Here is a 15512-nt window from a genome sequence, read left to right as displayed (position 1 = left end):
CCGCGCGCTATCAATAAGCAATGGTGCCGAATGCACAACCGGCACATCAACCGAATAGAGTCAGACGCGGTGAGGCGCGCTGCTCATCCGAAAGGTTACAAGCTTGCAATCCGTAATATTGTGCTAAAATAATGTGTCGCCCTTCACCCTTTGTAGATGGATTCTCGAACCCAGCCTTCATTTTGACTCAGCTATGACATTCGGCTTTGCCGGAGGTCATGGCTTTATAGGATGATAAAAATGCGTGGTAGCCCGATTAGGCGGAGAATTGGAGTGGTTACCAAAGGGAGAAAAAATCTTCGGGGATGAATGGCGTGGTCATGTGGAAAACGGGATAGCGAATTTTTCCGCCCACATCTTTTTTGTTATTGTTTGCTTGATCGGATCCGCTTTGCCTGCTTCGTCAAGCCGTCGGCCTCCTGAACACGATCCTCCGCTTTGTAAAGAAGTGCCAGATTTTCGAGGCTCATGGCCACAAAGGGATGATTCGGCCCCAGGGCCTTTTTGTAGATTGACAGGGATTTTTTGAAAAGTGGTTCGGCCTTTTCATTCCGGCCTTGGCTGCGGTAAAGCTCGGCAAGGTTGTTCAGGCTGGCTGCCACGTCGGGATGATCGGGCCCCAGGGACTTTTCCCGCATGGCCAGGGATCGCTTGTAGCGCGCCTCGGCCTCGTCGTACCTGCCTTGGCTGCGGTGCAGCTCGGCGAGGTTGTTCAGGCAGGCCGCCGTATCGGGGTGATCGGGTCCCAGGGCGCTTCGGTAGATGGCCAGGGAATGCTTGAAGAGGGATTCCGCCTGGTCGTACTGGCCCTGGCCGAGATAGAGTTCGGCGAGGTTGTTCAGGCAGGCCGCCGTATCGGGATGATCGGGCCCCAGGGCTTTCCGGTAGGTTGTCAGGGCATGGCGGTAGAGGGTTTCGGCCTGCACATGCTCGCCCTGGGCGGAATAAAGCCGGGCCAGGCTGCTGAGGCTGGCGGCCGTATCGGGGTGATTGAGGCCGAGGGTCTTCTCCCGCATGGCCAGGGATTGTTTGAAGAGGGATTCGGCCTCGTTGTACCGGCCCCTGCTGCGGTGCAGTTCCGCCAAATTGTTCAGGCTGGCCGCCACAAGAGAATGTTCCGAGCCCAATGCCTTCTTCCTGATGGCCAGGGACTGCCGGTAGAGGGTTTCGGCCTGGCCGTGCTGCCCCTGGACCGCATAAAGTTCGCCGAGATTGCTCATAATTCCGGCCGAAAGGGCGTTGTTCGGCTCCAGGACGCTCCGGCAGATGGCCAGGGCCCGCTTGAAGCCTGACTCCGCCTCGTCGTACCGGCCCTGGGTGCGATGGAGCAGAGCCAGGTTGTTCAAGGTGCCGGCCACAAAGGGATGCTCCGGACCCAGGGTTTTCTGCCGGATTGCCAGCGAACGCTTGTAGAGCGCCTCGGCCTGCCCGAACTGCCCCTGGGCATAATAGATCTCGGCCAGGTTGTTCATGATTCCGCTGACGGAAAGATGCCCCGGACCGAATTTTTTCTTGGCGGCCTGGAGCGCCTTTTCAGACGCTTCAGCAGCGCGTCCATAGTTGCCGGCCCGGTAAAGCTCAAGCGCTTCCTGATCGAGGATGTTCCACGCCGCTTCCGGCCCCTGGGCGAACAGGACAGATGCGGGACAGAACAAAATCAGTGCAAGAACAACGATTTTAAAGAATCGTTCCACTCGTTATTTCTCCTGATCCAGTGCCGAAAGCGGATTGGGCGGGGTTCCAGCGGATCTGCCGGACGCCTGTGCGGCAGATGGAAGCGGCCAAAGGGAAGGCATCGCTAGTTCATTCCCTTGTAAAACTGGTAGTAATCCAGAACCCGCTTGATATAAAGCCATGTCTCCTGAAAGGGGGGGATGCCTTTGTAGCTTTTCACCCGTTCCGGCCCTGCGTTATAGGCCGCCAGGGCGAGGAACAGGTCGCCGTTCAGGCTTTTCAATAAGCGGCTCAGATAGCCGACGCCGCCGTGAATGTTCTCAACAGGGTCAAAAGGATTGGACACGCCCATTTCGCGGGCTGTGTCCGGCATGAGCTGCATCAATCCCATGGCGCCCTTGGGCGATACGGCCGCGGGATTGAAATTGGACTCCGCCATGATGACCGCCCGGACAAGGGCCGGATCAACCGTGTAGCGCCTGCAGGCCGATTTGATGGCCTTCCCGTAATCGGAGGAACGGACCGCCGAGCCGGCCCCCTTCGGCACCGCGAAGGAATTCTTTCCGGGATAAAAGCCCTTCATGGAGGACAGACGGCGTTTCGAGTCGCTCACGGGGGCATAACCGGCCGGAGCGTCCCCGTCACGGAACATATAGAGATCTGCCGCCGAGCCGGCCATCGAGGACAGGACCGTCTGCCCGGCGGGATGTACCTGTCCTGTCCGCTGTGGCATACCGGGTTGCTCCGCCCATGAAGGCATCGAACTCAAAATAATGAAGATCGGACATAAAAGCCAAACGGCTGCCCCTGAACCCGGCCTTTCCATATGCTTATACCATCTCCATCTCTGCTGCGCGGACAGCGTTGCTGCCGGAGTCAAACAAAATCCCCGGGCAGCCGGTTGATGCTGAAGTGTTGATCCTGTCGCTTTGTCGTGCCTTCCTCATTTAGCATAAATACAATAGAATTAAATCCGGCGCCATAGGGCCTATGAGGATTTTTTGCCTCTCAAATCCTTATCATGACAAAAAAATATCCTTATAATCTCTAAGGGAAAAGACTGATTTTGTCAGGAAAAGGATTGATCCGCCGCCGTTTGTGAGCTCCCGGGTCAGCCCTGTTCCTTCAGATAGTCAAAGACAACCTCGCCAAGCCCGAGGGTCAAATCGCTGATGTAATGCACGGCACCGACGATGCCCTTGACCGGCAGATCGGCGACCGGCGCCATGCAGTGCGAGAACAGCTGCAAAGATGCCGGTCCTGTCCACGCTTCCTTGACCGTGACGTCCAGAAGGGGATATTGCACGAGCTGGCAGATCTTTGGGGTGCCGTCCACATCGGGAATCACTTTCATCAGGAAGTTCGGGGTTTCAAGCATCGCCCTGCACAGCGGCTCCGTGTCGAGCCGCTGCCACTTGTAAGCCATCGTGGCGCGGGCCACTTCCAGCTCTCCGTATTTCAGCATTCCGATGCAGCAGTCCTTGCTGACGGCATCCACGCGCATTTCCGGCTGCCCATATTTCTTGGGAAATCCCCATATCTCCCGGCCTCCGACGATGGGCGACAGGTCGTCAAGGTACATGGAATGAACATAATTTCCCGGCTTTCCATGAAACGTTACCGGGATGACCTGGCCGGACTCGTCATAGGATCCGAATCCGTCCGAGTCCGGCATCTTGATGAACTCATACCTGACGACGGGCTTGTAGACTTCAAGAGGTTCCGGGACAACGCGCCTCAAGGCGTCCATGTCCGTTTCATAATCGACGATCAGATACTCGCGGCTGCGGAACCGATACGGTCCGAGCGCAAAAGACGGGCTGGTGATGGGCATGGCAAAACGGCTCTTGACTTCGTCAATCTTCATAACTCCTCCTGCTGCTGCTTCTTCTCTTCCAGATCATTTTCTATAACGATCAGGAAAACTTTGCAATCGTTAGTCGATGGCTGTCCCCTGAGCCGGTCCGGAAAATCGGCCCCGCTTCTCCCTATCCCTTTACTTTTTCCCGCTCATGGCTTATAAGCATGGCACCTTCATCGGCCGGGCGGCTGGCTTTGAGAGGTTGTGCCGGGGCTGCCTGGATGGAGAGATCACCCATGAAAAATCATCTCGACGACATTCGAAAGTACAATGTCCGCAAGGCCTGGCCCCGCCAGGGGAAATGCGCCCTGCTGGTCGTTGACATGCAAAATTATTTCCTCCCCGTGGCCTCGCCGATTGTCGACAGGGTCTTGTCAATCGTGAACGCCTGCCGCTTACGGAACGTCAGGATCCTCTTCACCCGGCACGGCCACCGGGATATCGAAAAAGACGGGGGGCTTCTGCTGCAATGGTGGGGAGATTGCATCCTCCATGGAACGAGGGACTGGGAGATTATGGATGTCCTGACGCCGTCCCAAACCGATTCGGTGATTGATAAAAACCGTTACAGCGCTTTTTTTGGGACCGGACTTGATGAGATGCTGCGGGCCGAAGGCATCGAAGAACTCATCATCACCGGCGTCATGACGAACTGCTGCTGCGAGACCACGGCCCGCGACGCCTTCATGAGGGATTACCGGGTATTCTTCGTTTCTGACGCCACCGCCGCGGCGGATGAGGAGCTGCATCTCGCTACATTGAAGAATATGGCGTTCGCCTTTGCCCATGTTCTGGATACGGAGAGCCTGTGCCGTTATCTGGAGGGCGATTTTTGATGGCAGGCATCTTGGATCGGGAAGATGACAAGAGAGAACGGGACACAACGGCTGGAAAGGCTGCTTGAGTTTCTGAAGGCCCACCCGGTGCCGCGTGAGGTTCAGGCCTATCGGCGCGAACGGATCGCGGGCATCATTCAGAGGCAATGGAAAAAAGAGGAACTGGCGGATGAGCAGAGGCGCTTGAGCGTGGGGCTCTGCCAGGAAATCAAGGATTTTGAACGCAAAACCGGACTGCGGGTCAAAGGGTTGAGAATCAAGAGAAATAAGCAGGGGATTGCATCGGTCATCGTCAATGTTGAAATGCCGGAATCCTTCTGGACGGCGGATTCCGACCCTTCAGGCATCGCTCCTGAACCGGGGACGTGAACGGGAGAAGGCGGCGGCGCAGGGCAGAAGGGGCCGGGGGCGGTCATGAACCCTTATCTGGGGATGAGAACGTAGAGCTCTCCGTTCTCTTTGAGGGTCCCCGCGGTGGCCTGCGCCTCGGGGCCGAATCCGCAGAACAGATCGACCCGTCCGGGACCCTTGATGGCTGAGCCTTTATCCTGGAGCAGGACAAAGCGGGAAAAGGGGACGCGCAGGGTTGCACGCCCATCGGCATCCAGAATCGGCTTGCGCAGGCGGATAAACGCCAGGGCGCCTTTGGGGAAATAATCCGGATCGGTGGCGATCGACCTGCCCGGCGTGACCGGCTCACCCAGGGCGCCTATGGGGTCCCGGTCCAGAAATCGAAAGAAGATATACCGTTCGTTGTAGCTGAGGATCTCATCGCGTTCCCCATCGCTTTTTCCCTTCAGCCAGGCCTTGAAATTTCGGTACGAGGCATTTCCTTTCTCGATTTTATTCCGATCCAGCAGATTCTGCGTTACGGAGCGATAAGGCCGGCCGTTGTTCTGGGCATAACCGACCGTCAGCAGGGTGCCGTCTTCCAGTTGGATTTTTCCCGAGCCCTGGGTGTGCAGGGAATTCAGTTCGGCAGGATCGGACACCCAGATCAGCTCCAGACCTTTCCCCTTTAAAACGCCTTCGATGTCGATTTCACGGCGCGTGTAATAGGGAATGATCCGGCCGTTTTTCTTCCGTCCGATCGTCATGTTGTTTCCCGGGCCCTTTTCCACGATGAGGTCCGGTGGGGTCTTGTAAAGGGGGTACCTGTATTTTCCCGTTCTTTTCAGGGACCCTGCCAGCAGGGGCTGGTAATAGCCTGTGAACAGGACGGCGCCGTCGCCTCGTTCACCCGATGCCCGCAGAAGGACAAATTTTTCGGCAATCTGTCTTCTCTTTTCTTCGATGCTCATGTCCGCCGAAAAAATGCGGCGGAACGCGACGAGGGATTCTTTCATCCGGCTCGCGCTGACCTGCCTTTCCCCAATCCGGAAGGTCTGATTCCGCCCGATGCCGTCATAGTATTTGAGGCTGCGGTCGATGGCCAGCAGAAGCGATGCGGCATCAAGGTCGTCGCTGCATTCCGGGATCTCCTCCGGGACCTGCAGCGGTGGACGGTCAGGCGGCTGCGGTCCGGGCGCATACACCCCTTTTTTAGCGCAGCCGGTCAGTGCCAGTGCGAGCGCAAACATGAGGAGAAGAAAGCATCTGGCATATGCGATCATATCGGATCAGCTCCTACCGCCTCTGATGCCGCTCCATCCGCGGCTTTCCTGCCGGAGCGCCGACAGGGGCCGCTTTTCCCCGGGGCTTCCGGTGACCGCCAATCTCTTCATTCGTTCTCTCCTTGTGTGCCCACAATGTGACGTCCTCCTTATACCGGGGAGGAAATCTTTGCAATCTTTTCCAGGGAGCCGACCCGGACGCCGACCAGCCGGATTTTCCGGCCTTTGAGATCGACCCGTTTCAGGCAGGAAAAAGCCAGGCGCCGGATTTCCTCCTCCTCCATAACGGCCGTCGCTGTGGAGCATGCCCGGGTGATGGTGCGGAAATCGCTGTAGCGGATCTTCAGGGAAACGTTCCTGGCGGCGTAGCCCTTCCCGACCAGATCGGAAACGACCTCCCTCGTCAATTCGGCAACCGTCCTGGCTATGGACTGCCAATCCTTCTCGTCCACCTGGAACGTCGTCTCCCTGCTGAAGGATTTGGGCTCCCAGCGGGTCACCAGGGGGCTCTCGTCGATCCCCCGCGCCGCCTCGTAGAGGTAGTTGCCGTACGAGGAGCCGAAGCGCTGGACAAGGGCTTCGCGGGGCAATGCCGCCAGCTTCCCGACTGTGTCCACCTCCATGGCCTTCAAATGCTCCTCCGTCTTCGGCCCGATCCCGTAAAGTTTTCTGATCGCCATGGGCCAGAGTCTCCGCTCGATATCCTCCTCCCTGAAGATCGTCAGCCCATCGGGCTTCTCCATGTCCGAGGCGATCTTTGCCAGAAGCTTATTGGGAGCGATGCCGATGGAGCAGGTCAGCCCCGTCTGTTCAAAGATGCCGGCCTTGATCTTCCGAGCGATTTCTTCATCGGAATCCGCCTGATCGGTTATGTCCAGGTAGGCTTCATCGATGCCGACATCCTCCATGACGGGGGTCACGTTCAGAAGCACGGCCTTGATCCGGCGGGAAACAGAGGCATAGGCCTCGTAATCCACGGGAAGAAAGATGGCCCGGGGGCAGAGTTTATAGGCGGTCCTCAGGGGCAGGGAAGAATAGATGCCGTATTTGCGCGCTTCGTAATTGGCCGTCGAGACCACGCCCCTTTGACTGGGGTCTCCACTGCCGCCGATGACCACGGGTTTCCCCTTCAGGCTCGGGTTCCTTTTTTCTTCAACGGCGGCAAAGAAGGCGTCCATGTCGACATGGAGGATCCGCCTTCGGGAAGGGTTGGGTGAAGTCATGCTGTTTTCCCGACGTTCCTTTACATTTCTCAGCGTATGCCTTATAAATACCTCTGTATCCGCAGGGCCGGGCGGTTCTTCAACACGGACAGGCTCAAACAGGAATGTTGCATGAAGAGGCTGCAAATGCAACCTTCCGGGTGAACATTAACCTCGCCGATACCCGGCGGACAGCTTTTTCGGGGTGGGATATTCTGTGAAGCAGGAGATGACAGGCGGCAGGAGCATTGAGGTGGTCCTCTTCGATTTCGGCGGCGTGCTTGCCGAAGAGGGATGGAAAGAGGGATTCCGGGCCATTGCGGAAGCGAACGGTCTGGATGGGGAAGATCTCGTCCGGGCGGCCGGAGACCTGGTCTATGCGACGGGCTACATAACGGGAAAAGGCTCTGCCGGAGGATTCTGGGAGGCAATGAGGGAGGCGAAGGGCATCAGGGGGGATGACGCCTCGCTGGATGGCGAAATCGTTTCCCGCTTTCTTCCCCGGGAATGGATGTTCGATGTTGTGGAAAGATTGAAGGCAGAGAATCTGAAGGTCGGCATTCTCAGCGACCAGACGGATATCCTGGACCGGCTGAATGCAACGTTCGATTTCTTCAGGCGTTTTGATTTCGTCTTCAACAGCTACCACTTCGGAAAGGGCAAGAGGGACCGCTCCCTGTTCGATGACATCGCCAGTCTTCTGAAGACGGAGCCGGACAGGATCCTGTTCATCGACGACGATCCGGGGAACATTCAACGGGCAGGGCACAGCGGATGGCAGACCATCCTCTATGCCGGCCGGAATTCGTTTTGCGCTTCCATGAAGCGGATGCTGCCGCCTGGATGATGGAAAGCCGTTTTGTCTACATTCTTGAATGTTCCGACAGGACCCTCTACACCGGGTGGACAAACAACCTGGAAAGGCGCCTCCGGGAGCACAACGAAGGCCGATGCGGAGCAAAATATACCGCTTCGCGGCGGCCGGTCCGGTTGATCTATTTCGAAGAACTGTCCAGCCTGTCGGAGGTTCTCAAGCGGGAGGGGCAGATTAAAAAACTGTCCCGGAAGGAAAAGCTCCGACTGGCCGGCGGAAAGCCGGGGGCTCGAAAAGAGACGGCCTGACAGGGAACGAAAGAGGAACCGAATTGAACACTTCAGAAACCATGAACCACAACAGCTCCAGCCATAGCGTCCTGATGGGTTATATCCTGTGGATTTTCGGTTTTACGGGGTCGGACCGGTTTTATTACGGCAAACCCATTTCCGGAACGATCTATTTTTTTACCTTCGGCCTGCTGGGGATCGGGTGGATTCTCGATCTCTTTCTGATCCCCTCCATGGCCCGCGAAGCGGACCTGCGCTTTGTTCAGGGAAAAATCGATTACAACGTCGCCTGGCTTCTGCTCACCTTCCTGGGACCGTTCGGTGTTCACCGGTTTTACATGGGGAAATGGCTCACCGGCTTTCTGTACCTGTTTACCCTGGGGATCTTCGGAATCGGCTATATCTACGATTTCTGGACCCTCAACGATCAGATCACGGTTTTAAACGCATCGGACCGCTGAAGTCCGATGCCCGATTTATTCCTCAAGGAGATGTAACCCCATGAAAAAGATGCTGCTGAGTATATCGGTGCTTTTAATAACGGGCTGCTCCAGCGGCCCCGTTCTTTACCCCAACGCGCACCTTCAACGGGTCGGGGAAGCACAGGCCCAGAGGGAGGTGGGGGAGTGTGAAGCCCTTGCCGACCAGTACGTGAAATCCGATGCGGGCATTGCCGCAGCCAAGAGTACGGCTATCGGCGGGGCCGGGGGCGCCGTTATCGGGGGTGCCGCCGGCGCCGTGACGGGAAGCCTGGGGCGGGGTGCAGGCGTCGGCGCAGCGGCAGGCGCAGCGGCAGGACTGGTGCACGGCATGATCCGGGCTTCGGAACCGAGCCCCATTTTCAAGAATTTCGTGACCCGCTGCCTCCAGGAAAGGGGATACGAGGTTATCGGCTGGGAGTGACGGTTCAGGCGCACGGCGGCCCATTCAGTGCGTGCCGCAGCGCCTCTTCAATCCCCGGATATTGATACTCGAACCCTGAGGCGATCAGCTTGCCCGGAACGGCTCGAAGGGAGGCGAGAAACTCCTCGTCGGCCATTTCACCGAAGAGGGCGTGCAGCAGGAACGCGGGGATCCTGAAGAGGGTGGGGCGCTTTAGTATCCGGTTCAGGTGTTCCGTGAATTCTCGGTTGGTGACGGGATAAGGCGCGCACAGGTTGATCGGCCCGGACAGCGACTCGCGGCAGAGAATATGATCGATGGCGGCCATGAGGTCATCGATGGCGATCCAGCTCATGTACTGCCTTCCCGAACCGAGAACGGCGCCCAGGCCGAATTTGTAAAAGGGGAGCAAGCGCTGCAGCATGCCCCCCTCCCGGCTGAGCACAGGGCTGATGCGAAGGTAGACCACGCGGATCCCCGCCTCCTGCGCCGCAAGGGCGGCGGCCTCCCACTTCCGTCCTGTTTCGGCCAGAAAGCCCTTCCCCCCCGGCCCTTCTTCATCCACGAACGTGTCCCCGCAGCTCCCATAGAAGCCGATGCCGGAAGAGGAGAGAAACACCTGCGGAGGCCTGCTCAAACCGGCAAGGGTTCCGGCCAGGAGCGAGGTGCTGCGGATCCGGCTTGACAGGATTCTTTCCTTCTTCGCCTTCGTCCACCTTCCCTCTCCGAGGTTGTCCCCGGAGAGATTTATGGCTGCGTCGATGGTTTCATCGCCCTGCAGGTCGATGACGCCTTCCAGGGGGTTCCAGAACAGGCCGTCCTGTGCCCTGTTCCGCACGAGCCGAAGGACCGTGTGTCCCTGCGCTTGAAGATGCGGAACCAGGATGGAGCCGATAAAACCCGACGCTCCTGAAATCAGAATCCTCATAAAAAAGCCCCTCCGAACGGCCTTCAGGGTCATCCTGCCGCGCCGAGGAAGAGACGCCCGCCTCGAACGGGACAATTTCCATGCATTGACATTCAGCAAAAGACCTTTTAAACTAGATTCGGCCTTCAATTTTGTCAAGCAGGCGTTCTTTTCTTAATGGCCCTCCGGGTAGAGAAGGATGTTGAAATGGTTGCGCGATTTCAACGGCCGATGGTCAAAATGGACCTGCAGAATGTACTGTATCTTTCCTATCTTGTTCCTGTCGCCCGTCTCCGCCCGTTAGTTCCTTCGGAGTTGCGGCTCAATGCGGCGGGAAACGGGGTCTTTCTGTCGATTGTGGCCATGCAGTGCAGAAAGGTGCACCTGTCCTTCCTGGGATGGCCAAGTTTCAGTTACGATCAGCTCAACCTTCGCACCTATGTCATCGATCCGAAGACTGGCAATCCGGCGGTTTACTTTTTTCGAAGCGGCGTCTCTTCAAGTCTCATCCCCGTGGCGACTCGTGTGCTGGGCATCCCCTGGGAGCACATTTCCTTCAGCCTGGCTGTGGAGCAGGACGGAAGCGGCGCGGATTTCTATAGGGCTGCCGGCGACTGGAACGGAGAAATCGAGATCCGGATGAAGTCTACTCCGGCTGAGGATTCTGATGCCACGATCATCGGCGTCATTACAGGGCCGCTGGCGGGATTCATCGGCAGCGGCGAACGGTTGAAGAGAATCGCCATCAAACACGAGGTTCTGGATGTGCGCCGTCTGTCTCTCCTGCGGATCCGGTTTCCCCTTCCCGTTGAGGCCGGCCTGCTGGCCGCCCCTGAACTGGAAAGGCCCGACAGCGTGCTCATCGTTCCCGAATCGCAGTTTTCTGTGTTTATTTAGCGGAAGGAGGCGTGCCAATGACAGCAGTCGAGGTCACAGTGGCGGCGCTCATCGCGGGAGCAGCCATGGCGGCATTAACCGAATTCGGATACCGCCGGGGGGTGATCAAGGCGAACCTGCTTCTGATCGATGGGGACTTTGCTCTGAAGACAGCCGGGATTCGAGCGGGAAAGTCCCTTGTGTACGTTGTGGGCGTCGTCGTTCATCTCTTCACCAGCGCCGCGTTCGGGGTGGCGTACTACGTCTTGTCGCGGCTGTTGAAATTTGACCCGGAAAATTCAGCCGCGCTGGCTGCCTATGTCTTTGTTCTCTGGCTGTCCATGCTCTTCCTTGCGCTTCCCATAGCAGGCCAGGGCCTGCTGGGCAGGCGTGCGGCACCCTCGGCGTGGTACGAGCAGCTTGCTCTGCACGCCGTGTTCGGAGCGGTTCTGTGGCTGGGGCTGGCTTTGTATTGAAGCCGGCAGGCCTTTTCACCCTTTCACAAACGAGTAAATAGGCCGTTTCGCAGCAAGGAACGGCGCCCTTTTTCCCCATCACCTTTTATTTAGGAAGATGCAGACCGTTATGCTTCTGACAGGAGTGATCTGAAATGCGCATCGGAAGAGTCATGGTTTCTCTTGTTTTTGTCTGTCTCGCCATCAGCGGATGTGCTGCTGATCCAGAACGACAGGGGGCCTATATGGAAAATTACCGCAGTTACCTTATGAAGACGGATCCCGGTGTCATCGCTCCACCGGCTCCGGGTTCGGAGAAGGAAAAGGCTGCCATCGAAAATTTCCGCGCCTTCTACGAAATCTTTTCCGAAGAGCGGATCCGGGGACGGATCGGAGGCCTCTACGCCCCCAATGCCTATTTCCGCGACGGATTCCGGGAGGTTCAGGGGATCGAGGCCATAACCGCCTATTTTATCTCGAGCACGGAAGCGGTCCACGCATGCACCTTCGACATCCAGGATGTGGCCGTGCATGAAGGAAACTACTACTTCCGCTGGATCATGCATCTGACGCTCAAGCGCAACAGGGAAAAGCCGATCCAGGCTGTCGGCATGTCCCATGTGCGCTTTGACGCCCAGGGATACATCACCTTTCATCAGGATTACTGGGATACGGGAATCATTTACGAGCAGGCGCCGGTCCTGGGCCGGATCATCACCTGGATTCGCGGCCGCATCTGAGTCCGGCCCCCGCTTTTTTGCCGGGAAGTCCGGAGTCCTCTTCAGGGGAGGCGATGACCATGAACGATCAGCGATTGCGCATAGCCGTTGTAGGTGCCGGTGTGGCAGGCATTGTCGCCGCTTACCTCCTTTCCCGCAGGCACGATGTGACCCTCTATGAAAGAAACGATTACATCGGAGGCCACACAAACACGATCGCCGTTCCCGACGGGAAAGGCGGCTCCATACCGGTGGACACGGGCTTTATCGTCTTCAACGACCGGACCTACCCCCTCTTCACCCGCTTCCTCGATCAGCTGGATGTGAAGGCCGGAAAAACGGACATGTCGTTCAGCTATTCCGAGCGGCGGGGCTCTCTCGAATATGCGAGCCGGGACCTGGACAGCCTCTTCGCCCAGCGGAAGAATCTTCTCCGGCCCTCCTTCTGGCGGTTTCTCGCCGGCCTGGTGCGCTTCAACCGCATCACCCGCAGGAGGCTTCACGAAGGCTCCCTGGGCGGAATAACCCTGGGAAGGCACCTGGAGAGGGAGGGGGTCGGAGAGTTCGTTGCCAGGGCCTTCGTGCTGCCCATGGCCGGGGCCATCTGGTCTGCCCCCGACGGTGATATCCGCTCTTTTCCAGCGGAGACGTTTGCACGCTTTTATGAAAATCACGGCCTGCTGTCCCTTCGGGACCATCCCCAATGGTATTATGTGCTCGGAGGGAGCCAGACCTATGTCCGCGCTTTTCTGAAGGGGTTTCCGGGGGCGGTGCGGTCCGCAAGCCCCATCCGCTCCGTGATGAGGACGGAAGACGGCGTGATTCTGAAGCGGCCCGATGGCGAGGAAAGGCACGACTCCGTTGTAATGGCCACTCACGCGGATGAGGCCCTGAGGCTCCTGGCCGATCCCTCGGCCGATGAGGTCAGCCTGCTGTCGCCCTGGAGGTATGCCGCCAATCGCACGGTTCTGCACAGGGATGCCTCATTTCTCCCGGAAAATCGGCGCGCCTGGGCATCCTGGAATTACATCCGGCCGGCTGGCGGCCGTGAGAACGATCCCGCTACGCTCACCTACGATATGACGAGACTGCAGCATCTTCCTGACGATGGTGGGCGCATCTGCGTGACCCTGAACCCTTGGAAGGAGGTTCCGCCGGAATCCGTCATCGAAACGTTCCTGTACGCCCATCCCATGTACAGCTTTGACGCTCTGGCAACCCAGAGCCGCCTATCGGAACTCAATGGAAGGCGGCATACCTATTTCTGCGGCAGTTATTTCGGATACGGTTTTCATGAAGATGCGGTCCGGTCCGCTGTGGCCGTGGCGCATCGGTTCGGGATCGAATTGTAAACGATGAGAGCGCCCACGGAACTCAAGCCTCATTTCAGATCATGCATTTATGACGGGTTTGTCGAGCACAGACGCCACCATCCGGCCGTCCATTCCTTCCGCTATCCCCTTTTTTTCTTCTGCTTCGATCTCGCCGAGCTGGCCGCATTGGATCGTGAAATCCCATTTTTTGGTTACAACCGTATCCGCCCCTTTTCAATCCATGACAGGGATTATCTCGATGGAAATTCCGACCCGCTGCCGGCGAAGGTGATGTGCAGGCTCGCCGATGAGCCCTTTGCCTCCCGCATTGCAAAGGTTCTCCTGGTCACCTCGGCGCGCTATTTCAACTACATCTTCAATCCCGTCAGCTTTTACTACGTCCTGTCGGAACGGGATGAGCTCCTGTGCATTCTGGCCGAGGTGAACAACACCTTCGGCGAAAAGCACCTGTATGTCCTCAGGGGCGTCAACGGCGCCAACCAGGGCTATCCGGCGCGCTTCCGCGCGCAGAAGTGCTTTCATGTCTCCCCCTTCAACAATCTCGAAGGGGAGTATTCCTTTCTCTTTTCGTCCGCGGGAGAGAATCTGGACATCTCGATCGAATTGTGGCGCGAAGGGCGGCTGGTTTTCGAGGGGCATCTGCAGGGGCGGGCCCTGGGGTTGACGACGGCGGACATCGCCCGGATGTTTCTGCGGCATCCCCTTGCGCCGACCCTGACGGTCCCGAGGATCTTTTTCGAAGCGGCGCGCCTGTATTTCCTCCGTTCTCTTCCCTATCACGATAAGCCGGTTCCCCACTCCAGGATGACCATCCGCAGAAGGACAGGCTTCAGTGAACGGCTGTGCATGAAGCTCTTCTCCGCCCTGCTGAAGGGGATTCAAACAGGGGGCCTGACGCTGCGGTTGCCCGATGGGGGCAGGTGGTTTTTCGGGCGGCGGGGAGAACGCCTCCAGGGGGAAATGTCTGTTCATGATTACGGGTTTTTCAAAAAAGCGGTCCTCGGCGGAGACGTCGGCCTGGGAGAAGCCTACGTGGCGGGACTTTGGGATTCCGATGACGTTGTGGCGCTTTTTCGCGTCCTCATTAGAAATCGTGAGGCCCTGGTCAACGGCTATCCTGCAACCGCCTGGCTCACACGCCTCAAGAACCGCATGGCCCACGCAGGAAGGGCCAACTCCTCCAGGGGAGTGCAAAGAAACATCGAGGCTCATTACGATTTGAGCAATGCCCTTTTTGAGACCTTTCTCGACGGCCGGCTTTTGTACTCCTGCGCCGTCTACACGGATGGGGAGGATTCCCTGGAAGAGGCGCAGGAGCGAAAAATCGAAGGCATTCTAAAGAAGGCGGAGATTGAGGTGTCGGACCATGTTCTGGACATCGGGTGCGGATGGGGCGGCGTTGCCCTGGAGGCGGCGAAAAGGACCGGCTGCCGCGTGACGGGAATTACCGTTTCGAAAAAGCAGTTCACCTTTGCCCGGGAACTGGCGGCGCGGGAAGGTCTTGCCGACAGGGTGAGCATTCTCCTGACCGACTACCGCCATATGTCCGGAACGTTCGACAAAATTGTTTCCATTGAAATGATCGAAGCCGTGGGGCCCCAGTATCTGGGAGCCTACTTTGCCGCCTGCGACCGGCTGCTCAAACCCGGCGGCAGGGCGGTGATCCAGGCCATCACCGTTCCCGATCAGATCTATGACGCGTACCGAAGAGAAACGGACTGGATTCAGAAGCACATTTTTCCCGGCGGCCATCTGCTGTCGGTTTCCGTGCTGGCCAATGCCGTCGCCCGGAATTCACGCCTGGTCATTGAGCATCTGGAGGACATCGGGCCTCATTATGCCCGTACCCTGAAAGACTGGCGGATGAGGTTCCAGGAGAACAGGGAGGCCGTCCGCTCCCTGGGATTCGATGAGGCCTTCGAGCGCAAATGGAGTTACTACCTGTCCATCTGTGAAGCCGGTTTCCGCGAGCGGGCCATCGGCGATATCCAGGTCGTTCTGCGAAAGCCGGAATAGGCGGCGTGCGGGATGCGGCGGGCCTGTGCCCCG

Annotated in this window: 17 protein-coding genes; 11 read left to right on the top strand and 6 right to left on the bottom strand. The window is 57.9% G+C overall.

The genetic code is table 11. The features are described 5' to 3' along the window. Positions 1–365: 365 nt before the first annotated feature. The 3 genes from ACJ77P_RS09600 to ACJ77P_RS09590 form a co-directional block, all read right to left on the bottom strand. Positions 366–1694, bottom strand: coding sequence for a tetratricopeptide repeat protein (locus ACJ77P_RS09600; protein ID WP_408998098.1), 1329 nt, complete (start codon positions 1692–1694; stop codon positions 366–368). Positions 1695–1798: 104 nt separating this feature from the next. Next, positions 1799–2407: a lytic transglycosylase domain-containing protein gene (locus ACJ77P_RS09595; protein ID WP_367361449.1), complete on the bottom strand. Its 609-nt coding sequence runs from the start codon at positions 2405–2407 to the stop codon at positions 1799–1801. Between the two features lie 378 nt (positions 2408–2785). Then, positions 2786–3541 carry an acetoacetate decarboxylase gene (locus ACJ77P_RS09590; RefSeq protein ID WP_367361450.1) on the bottom strand — a complete coding sequence of 252 codons (756 nt, stop codon included), beginning with the start codon at positions 3539–3541 and terminating at the stop codon, positions 2786–2788. 230 nt (positions 3542–3771) lie between these two features. On the opposite strand from ACJ77P_RS09590, the gene ACJ77P_RS09585 reads away from it, so the two are divergent. Next, entirely contained in the window at positions 3772–4371 is a 600-nt protein-coding gene (locus tag ACJ77P_RS09585; protein ID WP_367361451.1) for an isochorismatase family protein, read from the top strand. A gap of 24 nt (positions 4372–4395) precedes the next feature. Continuing rightward, on the top strand, positions 4396–4740 hold the full coding sequence (locus ACJ77P_RS09580; protein ID WP_367361452.1) for a hypothetical protein: 345 nt from the start codon (positions 4396–4398) through the stop codon (positions 4738–4740). 53 nt (positions 4741–4793) lie between these two features. On the opposite strand, the gene ACJ77P_RS09575 is transcribed toward ACJ77P_RS09580, so the two are convergent. Then, the gene (locus ACJ77P_RS09575) at positions 4794–5984 is read right to left on the bottom strand and encodes a murein transglycosylase A (protein ID WP_367361453.1); all 1191 of its coding nucleotides are present in this window, start codon (positions 5982–5984) and stop codon (positions 4794–4796) included. 149 nt (positions 5985–6133) lie between these two features. Continuing rightward, the gene (dinB, locus tag ACJ77P_RS09570) at positions 6134–7207 is read right to left on the bottom strand and encodes a DNA polymerase IV (protein WP_408998097.1); all 1074 of its coding nucleotides are present in this window, start codon (positions 7205–7207) and stop codon (positions 6134–6136) included. Between the two features lie 196 nt (positions 7208–7403). On the opposite strand from dinB, the gene ACJ77P_RS09565 reads away from it, so the two are divergent. From ACJ77P_RS09565 to ACJ77P_RS09550, 4 genes are read left to right on the top strand one after another with little or no spacing between them, the layout of a single operon-like run. Next, the gene (locus ACJ77P_RS09565; RefSeq protein ID WP_367361455.1) at positions 7404–8033 is read left to right on the top strand and encodes an HAD-IA family hydrolase; all 630 of its coding nucleotides are present in this window, start codon (positions 7404–7406) and stop codon (positions 8031–8033) included. Next, a complete protein-coding gene (locus tag ACJ77P_RS09560) occupies positions 8033–8308 on the top strand; it encodes a GIY-YIG nuclease family protein (protein ID WP_408999421.1) in 276 nt (91 codons plus the stop codon). Before ACJ77P_RS09565 ends, ACJ77P_RS09560 begins: the two co-directional genes overlap by 1 nt. 41 nt (positions 8309–8349) lie before the next feature. Next, positions 8350–8751 carry an NINE protein gene (locus tag ACJ77P_RS09555; protein WP_408999420.1) on the top strand — a complete coding sequence of 134 codons (402 nt, stop codon included), beginning with the start codon at positions 8350–8352 and terminating at the stop codon, positions 8749–8751. Positions 8752–8791: 40 nt separating this feature from the next. Next, a complete protein-coding gene (locus ACJ77P_RS09550) occupies positions 8792–9193 on the top strand; it encodes a cell envelope biogenesis protein OmpA (protein WP_367361456.1) in 402 nt (133 codons plus the stop codon). Positions 9194–9197: 4 nt separating this feature from the next. Here ACJ77P_RS09550 and ACJ77P_RS09545 read toward each other — a convergent pair whose 3' ends face one another. Next, positions 9198–10100, bottom strand: a complete 903-nt coding sequence (locus ACJ77P_RS09545) for a TIGR01777 family oxidoreductase (protein ID WP_367361457.1) — start codon at positions 10098–10100, stop codon at positions 9198–9200. Between the two features lie 156 nt (positions 10101–10256). On the opposite strand from ACJ77P_RS09545, the gene ACJ77P_RS09540 reads away from it, so the two are divergent. From ACJ77P_RS09540 to ACJ77P_RS09520, 5 genes are all read left to right on the top strand, one after another. After that, positions 10257–10976 (top strand): DUF2071 domain-containing protein, encoded by a 720-nt coding sequence (locus ACJ77P_RS09540; protein ID WP_408998096.1) that lies wholly within the window; start codon positions 10257–10259, stop codon positions 10974–10976. 17 nt (positions 10977–10993) lie between these two features. Continuing rightward, entirely contained in the window at positions 10994–11431 is a 438-nt protein-coding gene (locus ACJ77P_RS09535; RefSeq protein WP_408998095.1) for a hypothetical protein, read from the top strand. Positions 11432–11565: 134 nt separating this feature from the next. Further along, positions 11566–12150, top strand: a complete 585-nt coding sequence (locus tag ACJ77P_RS09530; RefSeq protein WP_408998094.1) for a nuclear transport factor 2 family protein — start codon at positions 11566–11568, stop codon at positions 12148–12150. Positions 12151–12209: 59 nt separating this feature from the next. Next, positions 12210–13481, top strand: a complete 1272-nt coding sequence (locus ACJ77P_RS09525) for an NAD(P)/FAD-dependent oxidoreductase (RefSeq protein ID WP_367361313.1) — start codon at positions 12210–12212, stop codon at positions 13479–13481. Positions 13482–13484: 3 nt separating this feature from the next. Beyond that, on the top strand, positions 13485–15479 hold the full coding sequence (locus ACJ77P_RS09520; protein ID WP_408998093.1) for a DUF1365 family protein: 1995 nt from the start codon (positions 13485–13487) through the stop codon (positions 15477–15479). Positions 15480–15512 lie beyond the last annotated feature (33 nt).

This window comes from Syntrophus buswellii, from assembly GCF_046097065.1.
GTDB lineage: Bacteria > Desulfobacterota > Syntrophia > Syntrophales > Syntrophaceae > Syntrophus > Syntrophus buswellii.
Note: the sequence above shows the minus strand (reverse complement) of the source record. Positions and strands in the feature narration are given on the sequence as shown.